Below are 21,172 nucleotides of genomic sequence, written 5' to 3' on the forward strand. Positions count from 1 at the left end.
TCGGACTGCGAAGATTCCTCGGGAATCGTGACGGGGCTGTCACGGACTGTCCGTGCAGACGACCCATGTCCGCGCAGGGCTAACCGGGGGCGGGCGGTTCAGCTATGCAGGTAATGGGTGGCGATGAATCGATGGACCGAGGACTCGGGGGTCCGTCAGGTCCGGCCACTTTCAACAAGATCATTTCGAGAGTCGGACGGTCGCGGTGGCGAGCTTGGATGTCACGGAAGCGGTGCCGGAGCGGCCGCGTGCGCGCAATCTCCGGCTCGAGGGCATCGGGCTCATTTGCCTGGCACTGTTCCTGTTCTCGCTGCTCGACACCTCGGCGAAGTGGCTGACGCGCCACGACCTGCCGCCGATCCAGGTCACCTTCGTGCGCTATGGCATGGCGTTCCTGGTCGCCGGCCTTGTGTTCAATCCGGTGCGCGCGCCGCATGCGTGGCGGATGAGCCGGCCGTGGCTGCAGGTCTTCCGTGCCGCCGTGCTGTTCGGCTCGACGATCTTCAATTTCCTGGCGCTCCGGAAGCTGCAACTCGCCGAGACCATGTCGATCACCTTCGCGACGCCGTTCCTGATCGCGCTGGTCGCCGGGCGGCTGCTCGGCGAGACGGTCGGGCTGAAGCGCTGGGCGGCGATCGTGGTCGGGTTTCTCGGCGTGCTGGTCGTGACGCGGCCGGGTGGCGGCTTCGATCCGGCGATGTTGTGGACCTTCGCGGCGGTGCTCTGCTACGCGGCTTATGCGATCACGACCCGCATGCTCTCCGGCGTGGATTCGAGCGCCAGCATGCTGATCTTCTCGGCGTTGATGCCGGTCGTCGCGATGGCGCCGTTCCTGCCGGGGTTCTGGGTCTGGCCGTCGAGCGGCTTCGCCTGGGCCGTGCTGCTCGACACCGGCGTGCTCGGCGCGGTCGGGCACTTCTTCCTGATCATGGCCTATGCGCGGGCGCCGGCCTCGGTGATAGCGCCGTTCACCTACACCCAGATCGTCTGGATGGTGCTGTTCGGCTACCTCGTTTTCGGCGACGTGCCGGGTCTCGCGACGCTCGCCGGCGCCTCGATCGTGATCGCCAGCGGGCTCTACCTGCTCTACTGCGAGCGCGCCGAGCGGCAGGCCGCGCGACGCTCGGCGTCGTGATCGGGAAAGTCATACGTATTCCGCAATGCACAATAAGTCTCGCCACGCCGCGCGGAATTCGGTAAGAGAGAGCACATGCGGCGGAATCGTCCGGCCGCGGTTCTAGTCATGGATTTCGAGCCGATGCCTGGCGCTACGCCGAAACGGCGCCTCACCTTGGCCATGATCGCCGAACAGTTGGAACTGTCCACTGCGACGGTCTCGCTGGCGCTGCGTAATTCGACGCTGGTCGCGGAAGAGACGCGTAAGCGCGTCCACGCGCTCGCCGAAGAACTGGGCTACATCTACAACCGCTCCGCCGCGAGCCTCCGGACGGCCAAGACCAATATCGTCGGTCTGGTCGTGCACGACATTCTCAATCCCTACTTCGCCGAACTGGTGGCCGCGCTCGAGGTCGAACTGCAGAAGCACGGTCAGACCGTGATCCTGTGCAATCACGGCGATGACGTGCTGCGCCAGCGGCACTTTCTCGAGACGCTGCTGCAGTATCGCGCCGACGGCATGATCCTGTGCCCGGCGGCGGGCAGCCGCTCGGTCGAGGTCGAGCGCATCGTCGATGCCGGTCTGCCGACCGTGCTGATCGCGCGCGAACTGGCCGATCTGCCCGATGTGCCGGTGATCCGCGGCGACGACCGGACCGGCATCCGGCTCGCGACCGCGCATCTGATCGAGCTCGGCCACAAGCGCATCGCCTTCGTCGGCGGCTCGGGCGATTTCTCGACCGGCCAGGAGCGCCGTGCCGGCTATGAGGACGCGCTGCGTGAGGCGGGTCTGCCGGTCGATCGCGAGCTGATCTTCCCGACGCTGGCGACGCGTCGTGAGGGCCGCGCGGTCGCCGAGCAGGTGATCGCGGCCAAGCCGACCGCGGTCGTCTGCTTCAACGATCTGCTCGCTTTCGGTCTCACCACCGAACTGCGTCGCCGTGGCGTCGAGACCGGCCGCGATATCGCGCTGGTCGGTTACGACGACATCGACGAGGCGGCCGCCTGGTCGCCGGCGCTGACGTCGGTCTGGAACGGCCAGCAGGAAGTCGGTCGTCTCGCGGCGCAGACGCTGCTCGACGTCGTCGCGGGCAAGCGGCCGAAGGACCCGCGTGTCCTGGTGCGGCCGGAGCTGCACGTGCGCGAGACGAGCTGTCCGCCGAAGGCGTGAGGCCGGTGAGCGACGGGGCCGCAGCCCGGACGCCGGGGGTAGTCCTACTCAGCCGATCGGCCGCTCGTCGGCGACCACCTTGCCGTCGTTCGGCAGCGAGCCGGGCGCGACCAGTTCGATCCTGCCCTTCAGCTTTGTGATGGCGGCGAGCGATGCCGAGACGGCGTCGGCGAAGCCGTCCGGCGCGGCCGAGGCTTCGGCGCGCAAGGTCATCTCGTCCTGCTCGCCGGCGCGGGTCACGATCAGGCGCGCGCGGGCGATCTCCGGATGGCGCTTGCGCAGTTCCGCGATCTGGGCCGGATCGACGAACATGCCCTTCACCTTGGTGCGCTGGTCGGCGCGGCCGAGCCAGCCGCGGATGCGGACATGGGTCCGGCCGCAGGGCGCAGGCTCCGGGATCAGTGCCGACAGATCGCCGGTGCCGAACCGGATCAGCGGATAGACCGCGTCGGGCTTGGTGATCACCACCTCGCCGACCTCGCCGGGGGCGACCGGCTCGTCGGTGCCCGGGCGGACGATGTCGAGGAGGATCCTTTCATCGGCGATCATGCCGGGGACGAGCGTGCCGTCCGGCGCGCTGGTCTCGTAGGCGATCAGGCCGGCATCCGCGGTCGCGTAGCACTGGCGCACCGCGACGCCGCGGCCTTCCAGTTCGGCGCGCAGCGAACCGGGCAGTGCGGCGCCGGAGACGAGCGCCTTGGTGAGGCAGGCGACGTCGCGGCCGGCGTCTCGCGCCGCGTCGAGAATGATCTTCAGGAAGTCGGGCGTGCCGGCATAGCCCGCCGGACGGTAATGCGCGATCAGGTCGAGCTGCGCCTCCTTGTTGCCGGGGCCGGCGGGGATCACCGGGCAACCGAGCGCGCGGGCGCCGCCGTCGAGGATGAAGCCGCCGGGCGTCAGGTGATAGGCGAAGGTGTTGAGCACGATGTCGCCCGGGCGGAAGCCGGCGGCGTGGAAGGCGCGGGCGGTGCCCCAGGGATCGTCCTGCCGGCCTTCGGGCTCGAACACCGGTCCGGGCGACATGAACAGCCGGCCGACCGCGCCCATGGCGCGCGGGTCGGCATCGCCGAAGGGCGGGGCGGCGTGCTGGCGATCCTTCAGCGCGTCCTTGCGCAGCACCGGGATGCGCACGAGGTCGGTCGTGTCGCGAAGCGTGTCCGGATCGAGGCCGGCGAGGCGCGGGTCGCGGCCGCCGATCCGGCGGACGGCGTCGCGCAGGCGCTCGAACTGGGCGATCTGCCGCTCGCTCGGGTGCCGGGTTTCCAGGGCGTCGTAATGAACCGTCATCTGTGCCTCCCGCCGGCCGCCGTGCCTCGCTCCACGCTTCCCCTGGATGCATGTGTCATCCATCTGAAATCGAAGGTGCCGGACGGCCTTCGGCGTGCCGAGGCGGCCTTCTCATGGATGTGGGGTGAGAGGCGTGGTGACGGCGGGCGCCCGCTCAGCCGGTCCGGCTGCCGCCCTCGACCAGCGAGAACGACCGCAGCGGCCCGATCTGGTCGTCCATGTCCGCGAGCGACCGGAACCGGCGCCAGCCGGCGATGGTGCGCACGCTGACCGTACCGTCGTCGTGGCGCAGGATCTCGCGGCCGCGATGCCGGTCGGGCGCGCCGGCCGCGCTCGGCTCCGGCGTGGCGACGTCGAAGATTGCTGCGGCCGCTTCGGCTTCCGCCCAATCGAGCCGCGGGTCGAGCAGCGGGGCAAGCAGTGGGTCGTGGGGCTCGGCCTCGCCCAGCGCTTCCGACTGCGATTCGGGCGTCCGCGCGGCCACCGACGGTGCGGCTGCCGTCTGCGGCGCGAACCGGTCTTCCGGCGTGACGGTCGGCGGCCGCATCACCGGCTCGACCCGTTCGACCGCGGTGTCCGCCTCGTTCGACGTGCCGCGATCGAAGTCCTCGGTCCGCGCGACCAGCCGCGCGGCGATCGCTTCGATCGGTGTCAGTCGACGATCCAGCCGCTCGAGCATCTGCACGATCCGGCCGAGCGTCAGCAGGCCGGCGGCGACGGCGAGCGCGGTCAGGATCGTGGTCGGACCGACCGGCCAGCCGGGCGGCAGGCGGTCCGGCATCAGGCCGGCGCAGGCGGCATAGGCTGCCGCGGCGAGGGCGAGGAGATAGGTCGGCGCTGCCATCGGTCGGTCCCGCTTCAGGTCGTCCAGGCACGTGAGCCTGCCACCCGATTGGGGCATCAAAACGGGCGGTCGACGGGCGGTCGTTCAAAGAACCGCAAAGCGGGCGCGACCGCGGCGGGCGCGTCTCGGCGCGGGTCATGGTCTGGGGCTCGGAGCGGGTCATCGGCGGCCCTCAGGCGAGCCAGCGCTTGCGGCGCTTGTAGTGCTTGACGTCCTTGAAGCTCTTGCGGCCGGCCGCCGCGACGCCGAGATAGAATTCCTTGACGTCCTCGTTCTCGCGCAGGCTCGCGGCCTCGCCGTCGAGCACGATACGGCCGGATTCCATGATGTAGCCGTAGGTCGCGTGGCGGAGCGCGATGTTGGTGTTCTGCTCGGCGAGCAGGAACGACACGCCCTGTTCGGCATTGAGCCGGCCGACGATCTCGAAGATCTCTTCGACGATCTGCGGCGCGAGGCCCATCGACGGCTCGTCGAGCAGGATCATCTCGGGCCGCGACATCAGTGCGCGACCGATCGCGACCATCTGCTGTTCGCCGCCGGAGGTGTAGCCGGCCTGCGACTGACGTCGCTCGCGCAGGCGCGGGAAGAAGCGGTAGACGGTCTCGAGATCGTCGCGGATCGCGGCGCGGCCGTCCTTGCGGGTGAAGGCGCCGGTCAGCAGGTTCTCCTCGACCGTCAGATGGCCGAAGCAGTGCCGCCCTTCCATGACCTGGATGCAGCCGCGGCGGACCAGATCGTTCGGGGACAGATCCTGCACCTCCTCGCCCTTGAACAGGATCCGTCCCTTGGTGACCTCGCCGCGTTCGGCGTGCAGCAGGTTCGAGATCGCCTTCAGCGTGGTCGTCTTGCCGGCGCCGTTGGCGCCGAGCAGCGCGACGATGCCGCCCTTGGGCACGGTCAGCGACACGCCCTTCAGGACCAGGATCACGTGGTCGTAGACGACCTCGATATTGTTCACCGCGAGGATCGCGTCTTGCGCAGGGCTGGCTGCGGGCGTCGTGGTCATGGGCGGGTTCCGGCTGTGACGGGTTTCCGGCTTCGGCTCCGTGGAGCGGGCGGGCGCGCGGCGGGTCAGGGGATCGCCCCGCCGCGCGCTGCGGATCCGGCTTTTGCGGATCAGCTCTTCGGACAGGCCTCGGTGCGCGCCGGCCAGGGCGCGTTCTTGGTGGTGAAGTCGGTCGCGTCCTTCTCGAGCAGCGGGCGCACCTTGTCGCGCATCGGCTCGATCCAGTCGGAGGCCTTCACCCACTTGGTGCCGTCCCACTGCTGGACGTAGACCGCGTGCTCGCCGGAATGGTCGTCGCAGGTGATCTTCAGCGGCGACATGAAGCCGGCGAGGCCGAGCTCCTTGATGCGCGCCTCGCCGATGTCGAGCGCCTCGAGACCGGCGCGCACGTCGGTCGCGGTGACGACCTTCTTGCCGGTCAGCTTCTGCGCGGTCGCGATCGCCTCGGCGATCAGCATCGAGTTGTAGACGCCCTTGTTGTAGTTGGTCTCGCCGATCTTGGCCTTGTCCTTGACGGTGGACTGGCCCTTGTCGAACACCAGCTTCACGATGTCCTGGATCGCCGGATAGTTGGCGCCGACCGCGGTCCAGTTGAGCGACATGTAGCCCTTGGCAGCCTGGCCGCCGCCGCGCGCGTCATCCTCGGAGCCGGCCCACCAGACCGAGATGAACTTGTCCATCGGGAAGCCGACCTTGGTCGCCTCCTTGACCGCGGTCGGGTTCATCGCGCCCCAGCCCCACAGCACGACCCAGTCCGGATTGTCCTGCTGGATCGCCAGCCACTGCGAGGACTGGTCCTGCATCTTGTCGCCGGGCACCGGGTATTTGGTCAGCTCGAAGCCGTACTGCTTGGCGAGATCCTCGATCAGCGGGATCGGCTCCTTGCCATAGGGCGCGTCGAGATAGACGTAGCCGATCTTCTTGCCCTTGAGCTTGTCCATGCCGCCGGACTTGGTGCCGATGTATTTCACCGCGACCGAGGCGCCGTCCCAATAGGTCAGCGGCGGGTTGAACACCCAGGGGAACGATTTGCCGACCGCCGCGGCCGAGAGCCCGTAGGCCATCGACAGGACCGGGATCTTGTCGACAGAGGCCTTCGGGATCAGCTGCAGCGTGATGCCCGTGGACCACGGATTGTACATCACGGCGCCCTTGCCCTTGGTCGCCTCGTAGCACTCGACGCCCTTCTGCGCCGTGTAGCCGGTCTCGCACTCCTCGATCACCAGCTTCACGCCGCCGATGCCGCCGTCGCGGGCGTTGAGCATCTTCAGGTAGTCGTGCATGCCGTCGGCGATCGGGATGCCGGAGCCGGCATAGGCGCCGGTCCGGTAGGTCAAGAGCGGGATGTAGATCGTGTCCTCGGCGGCCGCCGGCAGGGCGGTCGTCACGACCGCGGCCGAGACCGCAAGCGTCGAGAGCAGGCTCTTCAGCATGGCTATTCCTCCCAATATGCGGGCCGGTTTTCCGGCTCCTGCCGTTGATGCGCGCGTCGCCGGTCCTCAGTAGGGGAACGGCCAGACGCGCAGCTTCTGCTTGCCGATCTGCCAGAGCCGGGCGAGGCCGTGCGGCTCGACGATCAGGAACACGACGATCATGGCGCCGACGATCATCGCGTTGACGTGCTCGATGGTCGCCGACTGGATCTCGATGCCGAAGACGCCGGGGGCGAACTTCAGGATCACCGGCAGCGCCCAGATGAAGGCGGCGCCGAAATAGCTGCCGATCAGGCTGCCGAGGCCGCCGATGATCGCCATGAACAGGACCTGGAACGACAGCGAGATCGCGAAGGCCGAGGGTTCGGCCGCGCCGAGCCAGCAGAACACCATCAGCGATCCGGCGACGCCGGCGAGATAGGACGACACCGCGAAGGCGAGCAGCTTGGCCGGCAGCAGCCGCACGCCCATCAGCTCGGCGGCGATGTCCATGTCGCGCACCATCATCCAGGTGCGGCCGATGCGGCCGTGGACGAGGTTCGAGGTCACCCAGGTGAGACCGACCGCGAAGACCAGCACGACGAAGTAGGACACGACCGGCTTGGTATCGGGCCCGGTCACCGGAATACCGAACAGGGTCCGGTGCACGGCCTGGATCGCGCCCGACGAGCCGTAGTTGGTGAGCCAGCCGATCCGCTCGAAGCACCAGCCGAGGAAGAACTGCGCGGCGAGCGTCGTCACCGCCAGATAGAGGCCCTTGATCCGGAGCGACGGCAGGCCGAAGACGACACCGATCGCGGCCGAGAAGGCTCCCGATACCAGCATCCAGATCAGGATGTTCACCTCGGGAAAGCTCGTCGTGAGCTTGTAGGTCGCGAAGGCACCGACGCCCATGAAGGCGCCGGTACCGAGCGAGATCTGTCCCGCGTAGCCGGTCAGCACGTTGAGGCCGATCGTGGCCAGCGCGAAGACCAGTCCCGGGATCATGATCGACTTCAGCACGAAGTCGTTGGCGGTGAAGGGGATCACGACCGCGGCGAAGAACAGGATCAGCGTGATCCCGAGCCGGTCTTCCCGGAGCGGGAAGATGCCCATGTCCGCGGCATAGGTCGTCTTGAACTGTCCGGCCTCGCGATAGAGCATGTCTCAGATCCGTTCGATGATCTTTTCGCCGAACAGGCCCTGCGGCCGGGCGAGCAGGAAAACGAGGGCGATGGCGTAGGCGAGCCAGCTTTCGATGCCGCCGCCGAGCAGGCGGCCCCAGTAGAGCTCGCCGACCTTCTCGCCGATACCGATGATCAGGCCGCCGACGATGGCGCCCGGCACCGAGGTGAAGCCGCCGAGGATCAGGACGGGCAGCGCCTTCAGCGCGATGATCTCGAGATCGAACGAGACCTGGCTCTTGGCGCCCCACATGACGCCGGTGACCAACGCTACGCAGCCGGCGGCGAACCAGACGATGACCCAGATCTGATTGAGCGAAATGCCGACCGACAGCGCGGCCTGATGGTCGTCGGCGACCGCGCGCAGCGCCCGGCCGATGCGGGTTCTGGCGAAGAACACCGCCAGGAACGCCACCATCAGGATCGCGACGATCGCCGCCGTCAGGTCGATCTGCTTGATCACCATCGCGCGATCGAACAGCGGCACGCGCCAGACCCCGGTCGGGATGCCGAGTTCGGGGGCGATCATCACCTTCGGCTCGCCGCCGAAGGTGAGTTCGCCCAGGCCCACCAGAAAGCGGGTCAGACCTATGGTGGCCATGAGCAGGATGATGTCGGGTTGGTTGACCAGCGGTCTGAGCACCAGCCGCTCGACGCCGGCGGCGAGCAGCCACATGACGCCGAAGGTCAGCGCCACCGCGATCCAGGCCGGCACGCCGAGCGCGTGGAAGCCGACCAGCGTCAGGGCCGAGAACACGACCATGATGCCTTGCGCGAAGTTGAAAACGCCCGAGGCCTTGTAGATCAGCACGAAGCCGAGCGCGATCAGCGCATAGAGAATGCCCGAGACGAAGCCTTCCCAGATCACCTGGACGAAGAAGGCCGGATTGGCGGCCATCTTCAGGAACGGCTCGAGAAAGATCGCAGAGAGAAGATCCATGTACCCGTTCCCCCCTCAGTGCGACGTGCCGAGATAGGCGTCGATGACGGCCTGGTTCTTTTGGACTTCGTCCGGCGTGCCGTCCGCGATCTTGCGGCCGTATTCGAGCACGACGACGCGGTCGGAGAGGTCCATGACCACGCCGATGTCATGCTCGATCAGCGCGATCGTGGTGCCGAACTGTTCGCGCACGTCGATGATGAACCGGCTCATGTCCTCCTTCTCCTCGAGGTTCATGCCGGCCATCGGCTCGTCGAGCAGCAGGAGTTCCGGTTCCATGGCGAGCGCGCGGCCGAGCTCGACGCGCTTCTTGAGGCCGTAGGGCAGCTTGCCGACCGGCGTCTTGCGGATGTGCTCGATCTCGAGGAAGTCGATGATCTCCTCGACGCGGCGGCGATGGGCGATCTCTTCCTGAAGCGCCGGGCCGAAGCGTAGGCACTGCCAGAAGAAGCCGCGCGTCATCTTCAGCGTCCGGCCGGCCATGATGTTGTCGAGCGTGGTCAGGCCCTTGAACAGCGCGACGTTCTGGAACGTCCGCGCGATGCCCTGTGCCGCCGCCTCGGACGGTCGCTGGCGCTTGCGGACGGTGCCGCAATAGGTGATCCGGCCCTGCTGCGGGTGATAGAACCCGTTGATGACATTGAGCATCGACGTCTTGCCGGCGCCGTTCGGGCCGATGATCGCGCGGATCTCGCCCTTGCGGATGTCGAAGGACACGTCGGTCAGCGCCTTCACGCCGCCGAAGGAGAGGCTGACATTGTCGACCGCGAGCAGCACCTCGCCGGGGGCGAGGGTGCGGCGGGCGGCGATGTCGCCGGGAGCCACGAAAGCGCTCATTCCGCCGCCTCCCTGATGATGTTCGGAGCCGATGGAGCCGCGACCGTCGCCACGTCGCGGATCTTCACAGTGGCCGAGATCGCGCCCTTGCGGCCGTCCTCGAAGGTGACTTCGGTCGCGACGAAGCGCTCGGCCGAGCCGTCGTAAAGCGCCTCGATCAGCGGCGCGTAGCGCTCGGCGATGAAGCCGCGGCGGACCTTCTGCGTGCGGGTGAGTTCGCCGTCGTCGGCGTCGAGCTCCTTGTGCAGGACCAGGAACCGGCGGATCTGCGAGGCGGCCATCATCGGCTCGGCGGCGAGGTCGCGGTTCACCTGGGCGACGTGGCGCTCGATCATCTCGTAGACCAGCGGGTGGCCGGCAAGCTCCTGATAGGAGGCATAATTGACGTTGTTGCGCTCGGCCCAATTGCCGACCGCGACGAGGTCTATGTTGATGAAGACGGTGCAGAAGTCGCGGCCGTGGCCGAAGGCGACGGCCTCCTTGATGTTGGGGAAGAACTTCAGCTTGTTCTCGATGTATTTCGGCGCAAACAGCGCGCCGTCGTTCAGGCGCCCGACGTCCTTGGCACGGTCGATGATCTTCAGGTGCCCGGTCTTGTCGAAGAAGCCGGCGTCGCCGGAGCGGACCCAGCCGTCGGCGGTCTTGGTGTCGGCGGTCGCCTCGTCGTTCTTGTAGTAGGCCTGGAACACGCCGGGGCCGCGATAGAGCACCTCGCCGGTCTCGGAGATCTTGATGTCGACGCCCGGCGCCGGCCGGCCGACCGTGTCGGCATAGATCTCGGCGTCCGGCTGCAGCGTGATGTAGACCGCCGCTTCGGTCTGGCCGTAGAGCTGCTTCAGATTGAGCCCGAGCGAGCGATAGAAGCGGAAGATCTCCGGGCCGATCGCCTCGCCGGCCGTATAGGCGACGCGGATATGGGTGAAGCCGAATCGGTTCTTCAGCGGGCCGTAGACCAGCCAGTCGCCGAGCTTGTAGACGAGCCGGTCCTTGAGCGCGACCGGCCTGCCGTCGAGGATCGCCTCGCCGACACGGTCGGCATGGGCGATGAAGAAGTCGAACATCTTCTTCTTCAGCCGCCCGGCGTCCTCCATGCGCACCATGGTCAGCGTCAGCAGGTTCTCGTAGACGCGCGGCGGCGCGAAGGCGTAGGTCGTGCCGACCTCGCGGCGGTCCTCGACGATCGTGTCCGGGCTCTCCGGGCAGTTCACGCAGAAGCCCGTCACATAGGACTGCGCGTAGGAGAAGATGTGGTCGCCGACCCAGGCGATCGGCAGATAGGCGATCACCTCGTCGGTCTCGTCGAGTCCGTCGAACTCGGCACCGATCCGGGCGGCGATCACGACATTGTCGAAGGTCAGCATCACGCCCTTCGGGCGGCCGGTGGTGCCGGAGGTGTAGAGGATGACCGCGAGGTCCGAGCCCTTGGTCGCCTCGATGCCGGCGACCCAATGCACCAGCGCGCCCGGATCGGTATCCATGGTCCTGCGGCCGCGGTCCTGCACCGAGGCGAAGCTGTGCAGGCGGGTGTGGTCGTAGTTCCGGAGGCCGCGCTCCTCGTCGTAGATGATGTGGCGCAGGCCGGGCAGCCGGTCGGCCACGGAGAGGACCTTGTCGACCTGCTCCTGGTCCTCGACCACCGCGAGCGCGATCTCCGCATGTTCGAGCACATAGGCCATCTCGTCGGCGACGCTGTCCTTGTAGACCGGCACCGGCACCGCGCCGAGCGACTGCACGGCGCAGAAGGTCCAGTAGAGCCGCGGCCGGTTGGCGCCGATCAGCGCAACCTTGTCGCCGGCGGTGACGCCCAGATCGACAAGACCGAGCGCCAGCGCGCGGATCTCGGCGGCGACCTGCCCCCAGGTCCAGGTCTGCCAGATGCCGAAGTCCTTCTCGCGGATCGCCGGCCGCGATCCACGCGTGGTCTCGTTGTACAGGAGCAGCTTCGGGAACGTGTCCCGGTCGGCGGCAGCATTCGCCACGTGTCTTCCTCCCTCGGCGTCAGCGGGGCGGAGCTTCGGCTCCAACTCCCGCGCACCATGGCCGTTTCGGCTCTGGGCATCAGAATGACATGGCTGACAGGCGCTGCAAGCAGTCCCTTGACAGACACGACGAAGGTTTATCTAATACTTTCACCGCCTCTATTCGTGACCGACTGCGATGCAGCGCACAATGTTCTTGTGCGCTGCAGCGAATAGTATGATCGGCATTGGATTGGTGGCCGAATTCAAAGGGCTGACCGGTATTATCGATCCCGGCCCGTTGTGCCTTCAGCATGGATGCTGGCCGCGATACGCGAGCGTGCGAGGTCCCGGGGCCGCACCGGGGGCCCAACGCGGCCTCTCAGGTCGAGGAATGCGCCGTTCGCGACGCGCTGGCCGCGTCGGCGGCGGCTTCCTGTTGCAGCCAGCGCGCGAGCCGCTTCGCCGCGCTCGATGGCGGCCGGTTCTTGTTGAGGATGGCGAGAAAGCCGTTCGGGATGTTGTAGATGCCGAGCGGCGCGACGAGCCGTCCGTCCGCCAGTTCGTCCTGCACCAGTCGCGCCTCGGCCAGCGTCGCGCCGAGCCCGCCGAGCGCGGCCTCGATGCACAGATGCATGTGCGGAAAGGTCATGGTGCGGGCCGGCCGCAGCTCGACGCCGGCGCGGCGTTCGTAGGCCGGTGTGCTCGACACCGCCGTGTCGGAGACAAGCAGGGTTTCGAAATCGAGCCGATTGCCGTCGACACGGTGGACGTAGTCCGGCCGGCACACGATCGCAAAGTTCACGTCGCCGAGCACGACTACGTGGTCGCCCGGCGCCGGGTCGTAACGCAGCCGGTCCCATGTCGTGCCGACGTCGAAATCGTCGACCTCCATGATCGAGTGCCGGCCCATCGACAGCGAAATCGAGATGCCGGGATGCTGCTCGTAGAAGCGCGGCAGGCGCGGCACCAGCCAGCGGGTCGCGAAGGTCGAGCCGCAGGCGAAGCGCAGCTGCGTCGTGCCGCGCCGACCGGGCAGGCGTGCGAGGCCCTTCTCCAGCGCCAGGAACGCGGTGTTGACGCTCGAATAGAATTCCGCGCCGGCCGGCGTCGGCGCGATCCGGCCGCCGTCGCGTTCGACCAGCGTGACGCCGAGATCCTGTTCGAGACCGTGGATCTGCTTGGAGATCGCGCCGTGGGTACGGCCCAGTTCCTCGGCCGCGCGCGTCATCGAGCCGAGCCGGACGGTCGCCTCGAAGGCGCGGAGCGGCGAGAGCGGTGGCAGCGGGCGCATGGACAAGGGTGTGCCCTCTTGTGAATTTTCCTCACAGCATGGTGTGATGTTCTCGCGTGATCCGCAAGCGCCTTGCTGGCATGGTCCGGCTCCAGATGGGAGATGGATCATGGCCGATGTGATCGCATTCGACGGGTTCGACCGGCGCGACCCGCGCAGCCGGGTGCTGGCGCGGCGAGACGGCCGGCCGCGGCCGGCACTGGGCACGCGCGCGGCCGCCGCGCCGCGCGACGACCTGCTCGCGCCGAGCTTCGAGTATGCGCCGCGCCCGACGGTGCTGCGCTGGTGGCTCCGGCGGCAATGGCGCAAGGCGCTGGCGCGCGAGTTCGCCCATGTGCCGGACGAGATGCTGGCGGATTTCGGCCTCACGCGCCGGGCGCTCGAGGACTACGTCACGAAGCCGTTCTGGCGCGCCTGATCCGCGGCGCATCTGGGCGCGCGGGCGTGAGGTTCGCTCACTCGCCGAAGCGCATCAGCCGCGCCGGGTCGACCGCGACGATGCCGGACTTCTCGAGGCGGATCAGATCCTTTCTTTGCAGGATCTGCAGCGCCTCGTTGGTCTTCTGGCGCGACAGGCCGCAGAGCAGGCCCATCTCCTCCTGCGTGATCTCGATCTGGCTGCCGACGGTGCGCGGATAGAGCACGGGATCGAACAGCCAGCCGAGGCAGCGCGCCACCCGCGCCGGCGCGTCCAAGGTGCGGTCGTATTCGACCAGCGCCATGAACTGGCCGAGCCGTTCGTTCAGTTGCCGGACCAGGAAGCGGTTGAAGCCGACCGAATTGTCGAGCAGCCACAGGAAGGTCGCCCGGCCCATCAGCGCGACGCGGGTGTCGCGCAGCGCGACCACATCGTATTGGCGCGCCTCGTCCTTGAGCACCGAGCCTTCACCGAACCACGCGCCGGTACGCACGCCGGTGAAGGTCATCGCCTTGCCGGATTTCGAGACGGTCGAGACCTTCACGAGGCCCTCGACGACGCCGGTCCAGGCGTCGACCTTGTCGCCGCGATGCCAGAGGTACGAGCCCTCGGGATAGGCCTTCTCGGAGATGCCGCGACGCGCGCGCTCGAACTCGTCGTCGGAGAGTTCGTCAGCCCAGAAGGCGATCGTCCTGAATTGCTCGGCCGTGATCACGCGCGCGTCCACTTGGCGGTTGTGGCTCGAGCATAAGGGCGCGTGCAGACGAGGGCCATAGGGCGAAGGTCACCCCGCGCCGGTGCCGTAGATCACGCGCGGCAGCCAGGTGGCGAGCGACGGCCACCACCAGAGCACGAACAGGCTGAACAGCTGGATCACGACGAAGGGGATGATCCCGATATAGATATCGGTGGTCTTCACTTCCTTCGGGGCGACGCCGCGCAGATAGAACAGCGCCACGCCGAACGGCGGGTGCATGAACGAGGTCTGCAGGTTGACCGCCATCAAGACGCCGAGCCAGACCGGGCTCATCGCCGAGCCGTCGGGCATCGGCATCTTCAGGAGCACCGGCGCGGCGATCGGCACGACGATGTAGCTGATCTCCAGGAAGTCGACGAAGAAGCCGAGCACGAACATCGCGACCATGACGACCGCGACCGCGCCGAGCGTACCGCCGGGCAGGTCGTTCAGATAGGCCGAGACGGTCTCCTCGCCGCCGAAGCCGCGGAACACCAGGCTGAAGAAGGTCGCCGCGATCACGATCGAGAAGATCATCGTGGTGATCTCGGTGGTCGCGAGCACGACCGGCTTCAGGACGCCGCGCTTCCAGACGGTCCAGAGCGAGGCGACGACCGCGACGCCGAGCACCAGGGTCAGCACGGTCGCGGCGATGATCGCGGCGTGCTGCGAGGCGCTGACCACCTGCCGGCCGAGGCGCATGTCGACGGTGGAGGCGAGCGCGATCAGGCCGATCAGCGCGACCCAGCCCAGGCGATAGAGCCAGCGCCGCGCGCGGTCCTGCCGCTCGGCGCCGAGCAGCACCGTGCCGATCGCGCCGACCGAGGCGGCCTCGGAGGGCGTGGCGATACCGGCGAGGATCGAGCCGAGCACGCAGAGAATGAGCGCGATCGGCGGCACGAGCGCGGTCAGGATCTCCTCGAGCGTGACCTTGCCCAGCGCTTCGGGAGCGCGCGGCGAGCTCTTCGGCCGGACGAGCGCGACGACGGCCTGATAGACGATGTAGAAGCCCGAGAGCACGAGGCCGGGGATCAGCGCGCCGGCGAACAGGTCGGAGACCGACACCGTCTCGGGCGCGAAATTGCCCAGGTCGGTCTGCGCCTTCTGATAGGCGGTCGCCAGCACGTCGCCGAGCACGACCAGCGTGATCGCCGGCGGGATGATCTGGCCGAGCGTGCCGGCGGCGGCGATCGAGCCGGTGGCGAGCTTCGGATCGTAGCCCCAGCGCAGCATGGTCGGCAGGGCGAGCAGGCCCATGGTGACGACGGTCGCGCCGACCATGCCGGTCGAGGCGGCGAGCAGTGCGCCGACGATCGTCACCGAATAGCCGAGGCCGCCGCGGATCGGGCCGAACAGCCGGCCCATGGTCTCGATCAGTTCGATCGCCACCTTCGACTTCTCGAGCATGACGCCCTTGAAGACGAAGAGCGGCACGGCGATCAGCACCGGGTTGGTCATCACGCCGAAGATGCGCTGCGGCAGCGCGGCGAGGAAGCTCGGGTCGAAGACGCCGAGCGCCCAGCCGAGCCCGGCGAAGGCGACCGCGGTGCCCGCAAGCGTGAAGGCGACCGGATAGCCCGCCAGGATCAAGAGGCAGGTCGCGACGAACATCAGGATGTCGAGGACGGTGGAGATCTGTCCGTGCATGATCAATGGACCGCCTTCTCGAGACCGTGCTTGTCGAGGCCGTGGGGAGCGTCGTCGACCTCGCCGCGTAGGGCCGCGACCGCGCGCAGGACCTGCGACACGCCCTGGACGAGCAGCAGCAGGGCGAAGACCAGGATCTCGGCCTTGAGTACGAACAACGCCGGGATGCCGGCGGTCTCGCGCGAGCCTTCGAGGATCGCGACCGAACGGGCGACGTAGGGCGTCGCCTCGACGACGAGCAGGATCGCGACCGGCCAGAGAAACACCAGCGTGCCGAGGATGGTGACGATCGCCTTGGCGCGGGGGCTCGCGATCGAATGCCAGATGTCGACGCGGACATGGGCATCGACGACGAAGCCGTAGCCGACGGTCAGCATGAACAGCGAGGCGAAGATGTAGGTGATCGATTCCTGCATCCAGACCGAGCCGATGCCGAAGACATAGCGCATGATGACGCCGGCGAATTGCAGGACGGCGATGATCACCGTGCCCCAGGCGACGATGCGGCCGAGGCCGCTCGTCAGCGCGTCGATCTTGCGGGCGATCTGCAGCATCTCGGCCGAACCCTTCGCGAACGGCGGGGCGCGGCGCCACGCCATTGGTCGGGTTCGATTAGCGGCGGCGGCCGGGTTTGTCGACCGCCGCACCGCGATCGAGCTGGCCTTGCTGCGCAACGCCGCCATTCCCTGACCGGGACGTCGTACGCATGCTCTCGAATTCGCCCCGTTTCGATGGCATATCTTGAGGATTCCAGCCTCCAACCCGGATTTGCGACCCGATGTCCGCACCGATCGTCCTCATCACCTCCGATTTCCGCGTCTTCGATCAGGGCCGCTGGCACGCGACGCCCGCGCAGTATGTCGAGGCCGTGCTGCACGGCTCGGGCGCGATCCCGCTGGTGCTGCCGCCGATGGCGGGCGAGGGGCTCGATCTCGACGCGGTGCTGGAACGGGTCGACGGCGTGCTCCTGACAGGCTCGCGCTCGAACGTGCACCCGAGCCTCTACGGCGTCGAGCCGGAGGCGAAGTACGAGCCCTATGACCCGGCGCGCGACGCGACCACGCTGCCGCTGATCCGCAAGGCGATCGCGCTGGGCATGCCGCTGTTCGCGATCTGCCGCGGCTTTCAGGAGCTCAACGTCGCGCTCGGCGGCACGCTGATCACGGAGGTGCAGGAACTCGACGGCCGCATGGACCATCGCGCGCCCGAGCATCCGGAGGCGGATCACCGCTACGGGATCCGTCATGGCGTAAAAATCGTGCGCGAGGGCTGCATCGGCCGCGTGCTCGGCCATGACGAGATTCAGGTCAACTCGCTGCACCGTCAGGCGGTCGGCGAACTGGCGCCGGGGCTCGCGATCGAGGCGACGGCGGCGGACGGCACCATCGAGGCGGTACGCGTGACCGACGCGGCCGGCTTCGCGGTCGGCGTGCAGTGGCACCCGGAATATTGGGTCCGGTCGGATGCGCCGTCGGCGCGGCTGTTCCAGGCCTTCGGCGAGGCCGTGCGCGACTATGCGGACGCGCGTTCGGGCGTGGCCAAGCTCGCCGCGGAGTGAGCCGGCCCGTGAGCCGGGTTCGTCAGGGGATCAACCGCCGGTCGGGGTGCCGACCAGGCAGGCGCCGAGCAGGGTGAGACCGGCGAGCAGCACGACCAGGGCGCCGCCGATCTCGGCGGCGCGCAGCACGCGGCGCGTCCAGTCCGTGTCGGCGCCGGCGAAGCGCAGCGCGACGCTGCGGGCCGAGACCGCCAGCGTCGCCAGCACCGCGACCGTGATGCCGGTGCCGACCGCCATTGCGAAGACGGACAGGATGCCGGCGAGATGCTGGCGCTGCGCGAAGGCGAAAACGAGCACGATCAGCGCGCCGGTGCAGGGACGGATGCCGACCGCGAGCACGGTCGAGATCGCCCGCTTCAAATTGAACGGCCCGACCAGATGGCTCGGGTCCGGCATGTGGCTGACGCCGCATTCAGCGCAGGCGGCCTGGAGCCGCGACAGGTCGACCCCGGTCGGCACGTTCTTGAAGCGCAGCGCCGGGCCGGCGGCGGAGCCGAAGGCGGGCGCATTGCCGAAGCTCGAAGGCGCGCCGAAACCGGATCCGGCGGCCAGCGAGGCGTTGGCGCGCGGCGCGATCGAAAGGACCGCGACTTGCGGCTCCGGCTTGGTGAACACCAGCTTCAGGCCGCTCGCGATCACCTTTCGCCAGGTCAGCCACAGGCCGAGCGCGGTGATCAGGAGCGCGCTGGTCAGCTCGAAGGCCATGGTGGCGTGGGTCATCTCGACGGCGGTCAGCCGCAGCGCCCAGGTCGCGACCGCGACGAGCGCGATGGCGACCAGCGCCTGCACGAAGGCGGAGACGAACGACAGCAGAATGCCGCGGCGCAGCGTCTCGCCGTTGGCGAGCACATAAGACGTGATCACCGCCTTGCCGTGGCCGGGTCCGGCGGCATGGAACACGCCATAGGCGAAGGACACGCCGACGAGCAGGAACGCGGCGCTCGAATCGTTGCGGAGTGCGCGCAGCGCGCCGGTGAGGGCGCGGTAGAAGGCGCTCTGTTCGGAGGCGACCCAGGCGAAGAAGCCGCTCACCGGCACGGCGGCGCCGGCCTCGGGTGCGGCGACGCCGAACGGGCCGGCGGATTGCGCCAGCGCGGCGGAGGCGTCGATCAGACAGACGATGCCGGCGAGGATGGCGACCAGCAGGGCGCCGAACAGGATCGCGGTCGCCTGCCGCGCGAAGGGAACGGCCGCCTGCGGGGCGCTCGAAGCGGCGGCGCCGTCTCGCGCCGAAAGGGGGGTGAGGCGCGCGTCAGTCACGGGCATTTCACCGTGATGCGGTTGGCGAGGTCCTTGGTCAACGAGCGCAGTTCGACCGGCAGGTCGCGCTCGGTGACGGGCACCTGGCTCAGGATGGCGGCGGAGGCGGCGTCGGGCTCGCCCTTGGGCTTGGCGTCGAGCGTGCAGCCGGTCGGTGCGCCGACCAGCAGCGCCGGCTCTTTCTCGACCAGTGTGAAGTCGACGAAATAGATCGGGTCGAACACGTCGATCACGACGCCCTGCTTCGGATCGACCGGCTGCATGAGCGGCAGCGTGTAGAACAGGGTCAGGAGCCCGTCGGTCATCTCGAGCCAGTATTCGGTCGGGATCTTGAAGCCGACGCGCTTGCCGGCGACGCGCAGGAAGCTGAAGTAGTCGTAGTCCTTCAGGCTCTCGACATTGACCTTGGCGAGCGGCTGCAGCTCGTCGCGGGTCAGGATGCCGTCGCCGTTGGCGTCGAGGCCCTGGGTCGCGAAGGCCGAGAAGGCATCGTCGAAGCGCCAGACGTGGCGCAACGCCGTGATCTCACCCTTGGCGTCGAAGACGATCTCCACGCGCGCATCGACGAAGATGTGCGGATGCGCCAGCGTCGGCGTGGCCCCGAAGGCGAGCACGCCCAGAGCCAAGAGAAGCGCTCGAATCGCGCTGGAGAGACGGTTCATTTGCATGGGGTGCAGGGTGTCAGCGGCTCTGGTGCTTGTCGAGACGGTTCGATTGACGCGCAGAAGGCCAGCGTAACGTGGCCACAAAGCGGCAGGTCCGGTCAGGCGCCGGTCACGGCTTCGGGCGTCGTCGCGGCTTCGGGCGTCGTCGCGGCCTGGGGTTCGGAGGCCGGCTCGGGCGCTTCGTCCTTCGGCGCGCGCGTGCGTTTGATCTTGGCCGGATCGCCGGTGCCGCAGTCGTCGCCGCGGTCGGCGCGGCGCTTCTCGAACCAGGCGACCATGAAGTCGACGAAGGCGCGCACCTTGCCCGACAGGTGCCGGCGGTGCGGATAGACCGCGTAGATCGCGATGTTGGTGTTCTCGTATTCCTCGAGCAGGCAGACCAGCCGACCATCAGCGATCGCATCGCGCGCGGTGAAATAGGGCAGGCGCGCGTAGCCGAGGCCGGCAACCGCGGCTTCGAGCGCGACCTGCGGGCTGTTGACCTCGACCTTCGGCTTCACCTGGACCGAAACGCGTTCGCCGTCGTCGGAGAACACCCAGTTGGAGCGGCTGCGCGCGTTGGTGTCGACGATCGCCGGGCGATGGGCGAGATCGGCCGGCGTCTCCGGTCGGCCGTCGAGCTCGATCACGGCGGGGGTGGCGCAGAGCACGACACGGAACGGCGCGAGGCGGCGCGCGATCAGGCTCGAATCGGCGAGTTCGGAGACGCGAATCGCGACGTCGAAGCCCTCGTCGACCAGGTCGACGAAACGGTCGTCCATGCGCAGGTCGACCGTGATCTCAGGGGCGGAGACCAGAAACTCCATGATCGCCTTGCCGAGTTCGGCGTCGCCGAACGAGCGTGGCGCCGAGACGCGCAGCAGTCCGCGCCGCTCGGCGTGGGTGTCGCGCACCGAGGCGACCAGATCGTCGACGCGCTGGAGAATGTCGTTGGCCTCGCGGTGGTAGGCCTGGCCGACCTCGGTCAGCGACAGTTGCCGCGTGGTGCGGTTCAAGAGCCGCACGCCGAGCTCGTCCTCGAGGTCGCGGACGTATTTTGAAATCAGCGCCTTCGATTTGGCCATCTTGCGCGCCGCGGCGGAGAAGCCGCCGGCATCGACCACTTCCACGAAGGCTTGCATCCGGGTGAAGGTGTCCATGAATGTCTCCCTGACGTGAACAATGAGTATCGAAATCCCTGAATTGTCAACCTTTGTTCTGGGGCGCATCTTCTGTCGCAACGGAATACCCCATGATCAACCGTTTGAATTCTGGAGATTTTCCCATGCTCAACCGCCTCGATCCCGCTATCGGCGCCTTCGTCCTGCGTCTGTCGCTCGGTGTCATGCTGATCGCCCACGGCCTGCTGAAGGTCCTGGTGTTCACCATCCCCGGCACCGTCGGGTACTTCACCTCGCTCGGCCTGCCGGCCATCGCTGCCTATGCCACGCTCGCGATCGAGTTGATCGGCGGCCTCGCCATGATCGTCGGCTTTCAGGTCCGCGCGGTTGCGGCCATCACCGTGCCGGTGCTGCTCGGCGCGGCGATCTTCGGCCACGGCGGCAACGGCTGGGTGTTCTCGAACCCGAATGGGGGCTGGGAATATCCGGTGTTCCTGACGGCGGCCGCGGTCGCCCAGGTGTTCCTCGGCGCCGGCGCCTTCGCGCTCGGTGGCACGGCGTCGGCCGAGGCGCGGCTCGCTGCGGCGGTGCGCTGAACCAGCCCCGCGCCAGCTTCGATCCGTACAATGAAGAAGACGCCGGCGGGGCGAGGCCCTGCCGGCGTCTTCTTCATCCGCGGGGGCGATCGGGCCCATGCCTTGCGTTCGCTTTACAAGACTGGCGAACCTTCGGATCCAGG

General features: G+C 68.0%; 19 protein-coding genes and 1 pseudogene. 5 read left to right on the forward strand and 15 right to left on the reverse strand.

Going from position 1 to position 21,172, the window contains the following annotated elements:
• Positions 1-205: 205 nt before the first annotated feature.
• Both ABS361_21735 and ABS361_21740 read left to right on the forward strand, forming a co-directional pair.
• On the forward strand, positions 206-1,135 hold the full coding sequence (locus ABS361_21735) for a DMT family transporter (protein XBY44590.1): 930 nt from the start codon (positions 206-208) through the stop codon (positions 1,133-1,135).
• A gap of 162 nt (positions 1,136-1,297) precedes the next feature.
• Complete coding sequence (locus ABS361_21740) at positions 1,298-2,287, forward strand: LacI family DNA-binding transcriptional regulator (GenBank protein ID XBY46980.1); 990 nt, start codon at positions 1,298-1,300, stop codon at positions 2,285-2,287.
• Positions 2,288-2,335: 48 nt separating this feature from the next.
• Here the strand turns inward: ABS361_21740 and ABS361_21745 are convergent, their stop codons facing one another.
• The 9 genes from ABS361_21745 to ABS361_21785 form a co-directional block, all read right to left on the reverse strand.
• Complete coding sequence (locus ABS361_21745; GenBank protein ID XBY44591.1) at positions 2,336-3,574, reverse strand: AMP-binding protein; 1,239 nt, start codon at positions 3,572-3,574, stop codon at positions 2,336-2,338.
• A gap of 154 nt (positions 3,575-3,728) precedes the next feature.
• Entirely contained in the window at positions 3,729-4,418 is a 690-nt protein-coding gene (locus tag ABS361_21750; protein ID XBY44592.1) for a hypothetical protein, read from the reverse strand.
• Between the two features lie 172 nt (positions 4,419-4,590).
• Positions 4,591-5,424, reverse strand: coding sequence for an ABC transporter ATP-binding protein (locus tag ABS361_21755; GenBank protein ID XBY44593.1), 834 nt, complete (start codon positions 5,422-5,424; stop codon positions 4,591-4,593).
• 110 nt (positions 5,425-5,534) lie between these two features.
• Complete coding sequence (locus tag ABS361_21760) at positions 5,535-6,857, reverse strand: ABC transporter substrate-binding protein (GenBank protein XBY44594.1); 1,323 nt, start codon at positions 6,855-6,857, stop codon at positions 5,535-5,537.
• Positions 6,858-6,923: 66 nt separating this feature from the next.
• Positions 6,924-8,000, reverse strand: coding sequence for a branched-chain amino acid ABC transporter permease (locus tag ABS361_21765; protein ID XBY44595.1), 1,077 nt, complete (start codon positions 7,998-8,000; stop codon positions 6,924-6,926).
• A 3-nt stretch (positions 8,001-8,003) separates the two neighbouring features.
• Positions 8,004-8,960 carry a branched-chain amino acid ABC transporter permease gene (locus ABS361_21770; protein ID XBY44596.1) on the reverse strand — a complete coding sequence of 319 codons (957 nt, stop codon included), beginning with the start codon at positions 8,958-8,960 and terminating at the stop codon, positions 8,004-8,006.
• Positions 8,961-8,975: 15 nt separating this feature from the next.
• The gene (locus ABS361_21775; GenBank protein ID XBY44597.1) at positions 8,976-9,797 is read right to left on the reverse strand and encodes an ABC transporter ATP-binding protein; all 822 of its coding nucleotides are present in this window, start codon (positions 9,795-9,797) and stop codon (positions 8,976-8,978) included.
• On the reverse strand, positions 9,794-11,776 hold the full coding sequence (locus ABS361_21780; protein XBY44598.1) for an AMP-binding protein: 1,983 nt from the start codon (positions 11,774-11,776) through the stop codon (positions 9,794-9,796). The genes ABS361_21775 and ABS361_21780 overlap by 4 nt, the downstream gene beginning before the upstream one ends.
• A 361-nt stretch (positions 11,777-12,137) precedes the next feature.
• Positions 12,138-13,049 carry a LysR substrate-binding domain-containing protein gene (locus tag ABS361_21785; protein XBY46981.1) on the reverse strand — a complete coding sequence of 304 codons (912 nt, stop codon included), beginning with the start codon at positions 13,047-13,049 and terminating at the stop codon, positions 12,138-12,140.
• Between the two features lie 109 nt (positions 13,050-13,158).
• Between ABS361_21785 and ABS361_21790 the strand changes: the two genes are divergently transcribed.
• Positions 13,159-13,467 carry a hypothetical protein gene (locus ABS361_21790; GenBank protein XBY44599.1) on the forward strand — a complete coding sequence of 103 codons (309 nt, stop codon included), beginning with the start codon at positions 13,159-13,161 and terminating at the stop codon, positions 13,465-13,467.
• A 37-nt stretch (positions 13,468-13,504) separates the two neighbouring features.
• Here ABS361_21790 and ABS361_21795 read toward each other — a convergent pair whose 3' ends face one another.
• The 3 genes from ABS361_21795 to ABS361_21805 all read right to left on the reverse strand — a co-directional run bounded on the left by ABS361_21795 (position 13,505) and on the right by ABS361_21805 (position 16,449).
• On the reverse strand, positions 13,505-14,182 hold the full coding sequence (locus tag ABS361_21795) for a Crp/Fnr family transcriptional regulator (GenBank protein XBY44600.1): 678 nt from the start codon (positions 14,180-14,182) through the stop codon (positions 13,505-13,507).
• A 69-nt stretch (positions 14,183-14,251) separates the two neighbouring features.
• Positions 14,252-15,850 (reverse strand): TRAP transporter large permease subunit, encoded by a 1,599-nt coding sequence (locus ABS361_21800; GenBank protein XBY46982.1) that lies wholly within the window; start codon positions 15,848-15,850, stop codon positions 14,252-14,254.
• A 2-nt stretch (positions 15,851-15,852) separates the two neighbouring features.
• Positions 15,853-16,449 (reverse strand): TRAP transporter small permease subunit, encoded by a 597-nt coding sequence (locus ABS361_21805; GenBank protein ID XBY44601.1) that lies wholly within the window; start codon positions 16,447-16,449, stop codon positions 15,853-15,855.
• Positions 16,450-16,628: 179 nt separating this feature from the next.
• On the opposite strand from ABS361_21805, the gene ABS361_21810 reads away from it, so the two are divergent.
• Positions 16,629-17,408: a gamma-glutamyl-gamma-aminobutyrate hydrolase family protein gene (locus tag ABS361_21810; protein ID XBY44602.1), complete on the forward strand. Its 780-nt coding sequence runs from the start codon at positions 16,629-16,631 to the stop codon at positions 17,406-17,408.
• Between the two features lie 30 nt (positions 17,409-17,438).
• On the opposite strand, the gene ABS361_21815 is transcribed toward ABS361_21810, so the two are convergent.
• The 3 genes and pseudogenes from ABS361_21815 to ABS361_21825 form a co-directional block, all read right to left on the reverse strand.
• The gene (locus tag ABS361_21815; GenBank protein XBY44603.1) at positions 17,439-18,668 is read right to left on the reverse strand and encodes a nickel/cobalt transporter; all 1,230 of its coding nucleotides are present in this window, start codon (positions 18,666-18,668) and stop codon (positions 17,439-17,441) included.
• Entirely contained in the window at positions 18,665-19,294 is a 630-nt protein-coding gene (locus ABS361_21820; GenBank protein ID XBY44604.1) for a DUF1007 family protein, read from the reverse strand. The genes ABS361_21815 and ABS361_21820 overlap by 4 nt, the downstream gene beginning before the upstream one ends.
• A gap of 293 nt (positions 19,295-19,587) precedes the next feature.
• Positions 19,588-20,472 (reverse strand): annotated as a pseudogene (locus ABS361_21825) (LysR family transcriptional regulator).
• A gap of 125 nt (positions 20,473-20,597) precedes the next feature.
• On the opposite strand from ABS361_21825, the gene ABS361_21830 reads away from it, so the two are divergent.
• Entirely contained in the window at positions 20,598-21,029 is a 432-nt protein-coding gene (locus tag ABS361_21830) for a DoxX family protein (protein XBY44605.1), read from the forward strand.
• The last annotated feature ends 143 nt before the right edge of the window (positions 21,030-21,172 follow it).

The organism is Ancalomicrobiaceae bacterium S20 (assembly GCA_040269895.1).
GTDB lineage: Bacteria > Pseudomonadota > Alphaproteobacteria > Rhizobiales > Ancalomicrobiaceae > Methyloraptor > Methyloraptor flagellatus.

Excerpts from the sequence above, each read along its gene's own strand:
- ABS361_21750 (XBY44592.1), bottom strand. The coding sequence starts at position 4,418 with ATGGCAGCGCCGACCTATCTCCTCGCCCTCGCCGCGGCAGCCTATGCC.
- ABS361_21770 (XBY44596.1), bottom strand. The coding sequence starts at position 8,960 with ATGGATCTTCTCTCTGCGATCTTTCTCGAGCCGTTCCTGAAGATGGCC.
- ABS361_21740 (XBY46980.1), top strand. The coding sequence starts at position 1,298 with ATGATCGCCGAACAGTTGGAACTGTCCACTGCGACGGTCTCGCTGGCG.
- ABS361_21805 (XBY44601.1), bottom strand. The coding sequence starts at position 16,449 with ATGGCGTGGCGCCGCGCCCCGCCGTTCGCGAAGGGTTCGGCCGAGATG.
- ABS361_21790 (XBY44599.1), top strand. The coding sequence starts at position 13,159 with ATGGCCGATGTGATCGCATTCGACGGGTTCGACCGGCGCGACCCGCGC.
- ABS361_21745 (XBY44591.1), bottom strand. The coding sequence starts at position 3,574 with ATGACGGTTCATTACGACGCCCTGGAAACCCGGCACCCGAGCGAGCGG.
- ABS361_21810 (XBY44602.1), top strand. The coding sequence starts at position 16,629 with ATGTCCGCACCGATCGTCCTCATCACCTCCGATTTCCGCGTCTTCGAT.
- ABS361_21775 (XBY44597.1), bottom strand. The coding sequence starts at position 9,797 with ATGAGCGCTTTCGTGGCTCCCGGCGACATCGCCGCCCGCCGCACCCTC.
- ABS361_21830 (XBY44605.1), top strand. The coding sequence starts at position 20,598 with ATGCTCAACCGCCTCGATCCCGCTATCGGCGCCTTCGTCCTGCGTCTG.
- ABS361_21785 (XBY46981.1), bottom strand. The coding sequence starts at position 13,049 with ATGCGCCCGCTGCCACCGCTCTCGCCGCTCCGCGCCTTCGAGGCGACC.
- ABS361_21755 (XBY44593.1), bottom strand. The coding sequence starts at position 5,424 with ATGACCACGACGCCCGCAGCCAGCCCTGCGCAAGACGCGATCCTCGCG.
- ABS361_21760 (XBY44594.1), bottom strand. The coding sequence starts at position 6,857 with ATGCTGAAGAGCCTGCTCTCGACGCTTGCGGTCTCGGCCGCGGTCGTG.
- ABS361_21765 (XBY44595.1), bottom strand. The coding sequence starts at position 8,000 with ATGCTCTATCGCGAGGCCGGACAGTTCAAGACGACCTATGCCGCGGAC.
- ABS361_21800 (XBY46982.1), bottom strand. The coding sequence starts at position 15,850 with ATGCACGGACAGATCTCCACCGTCCTCGACATCCTGATGTTCGTCGCG.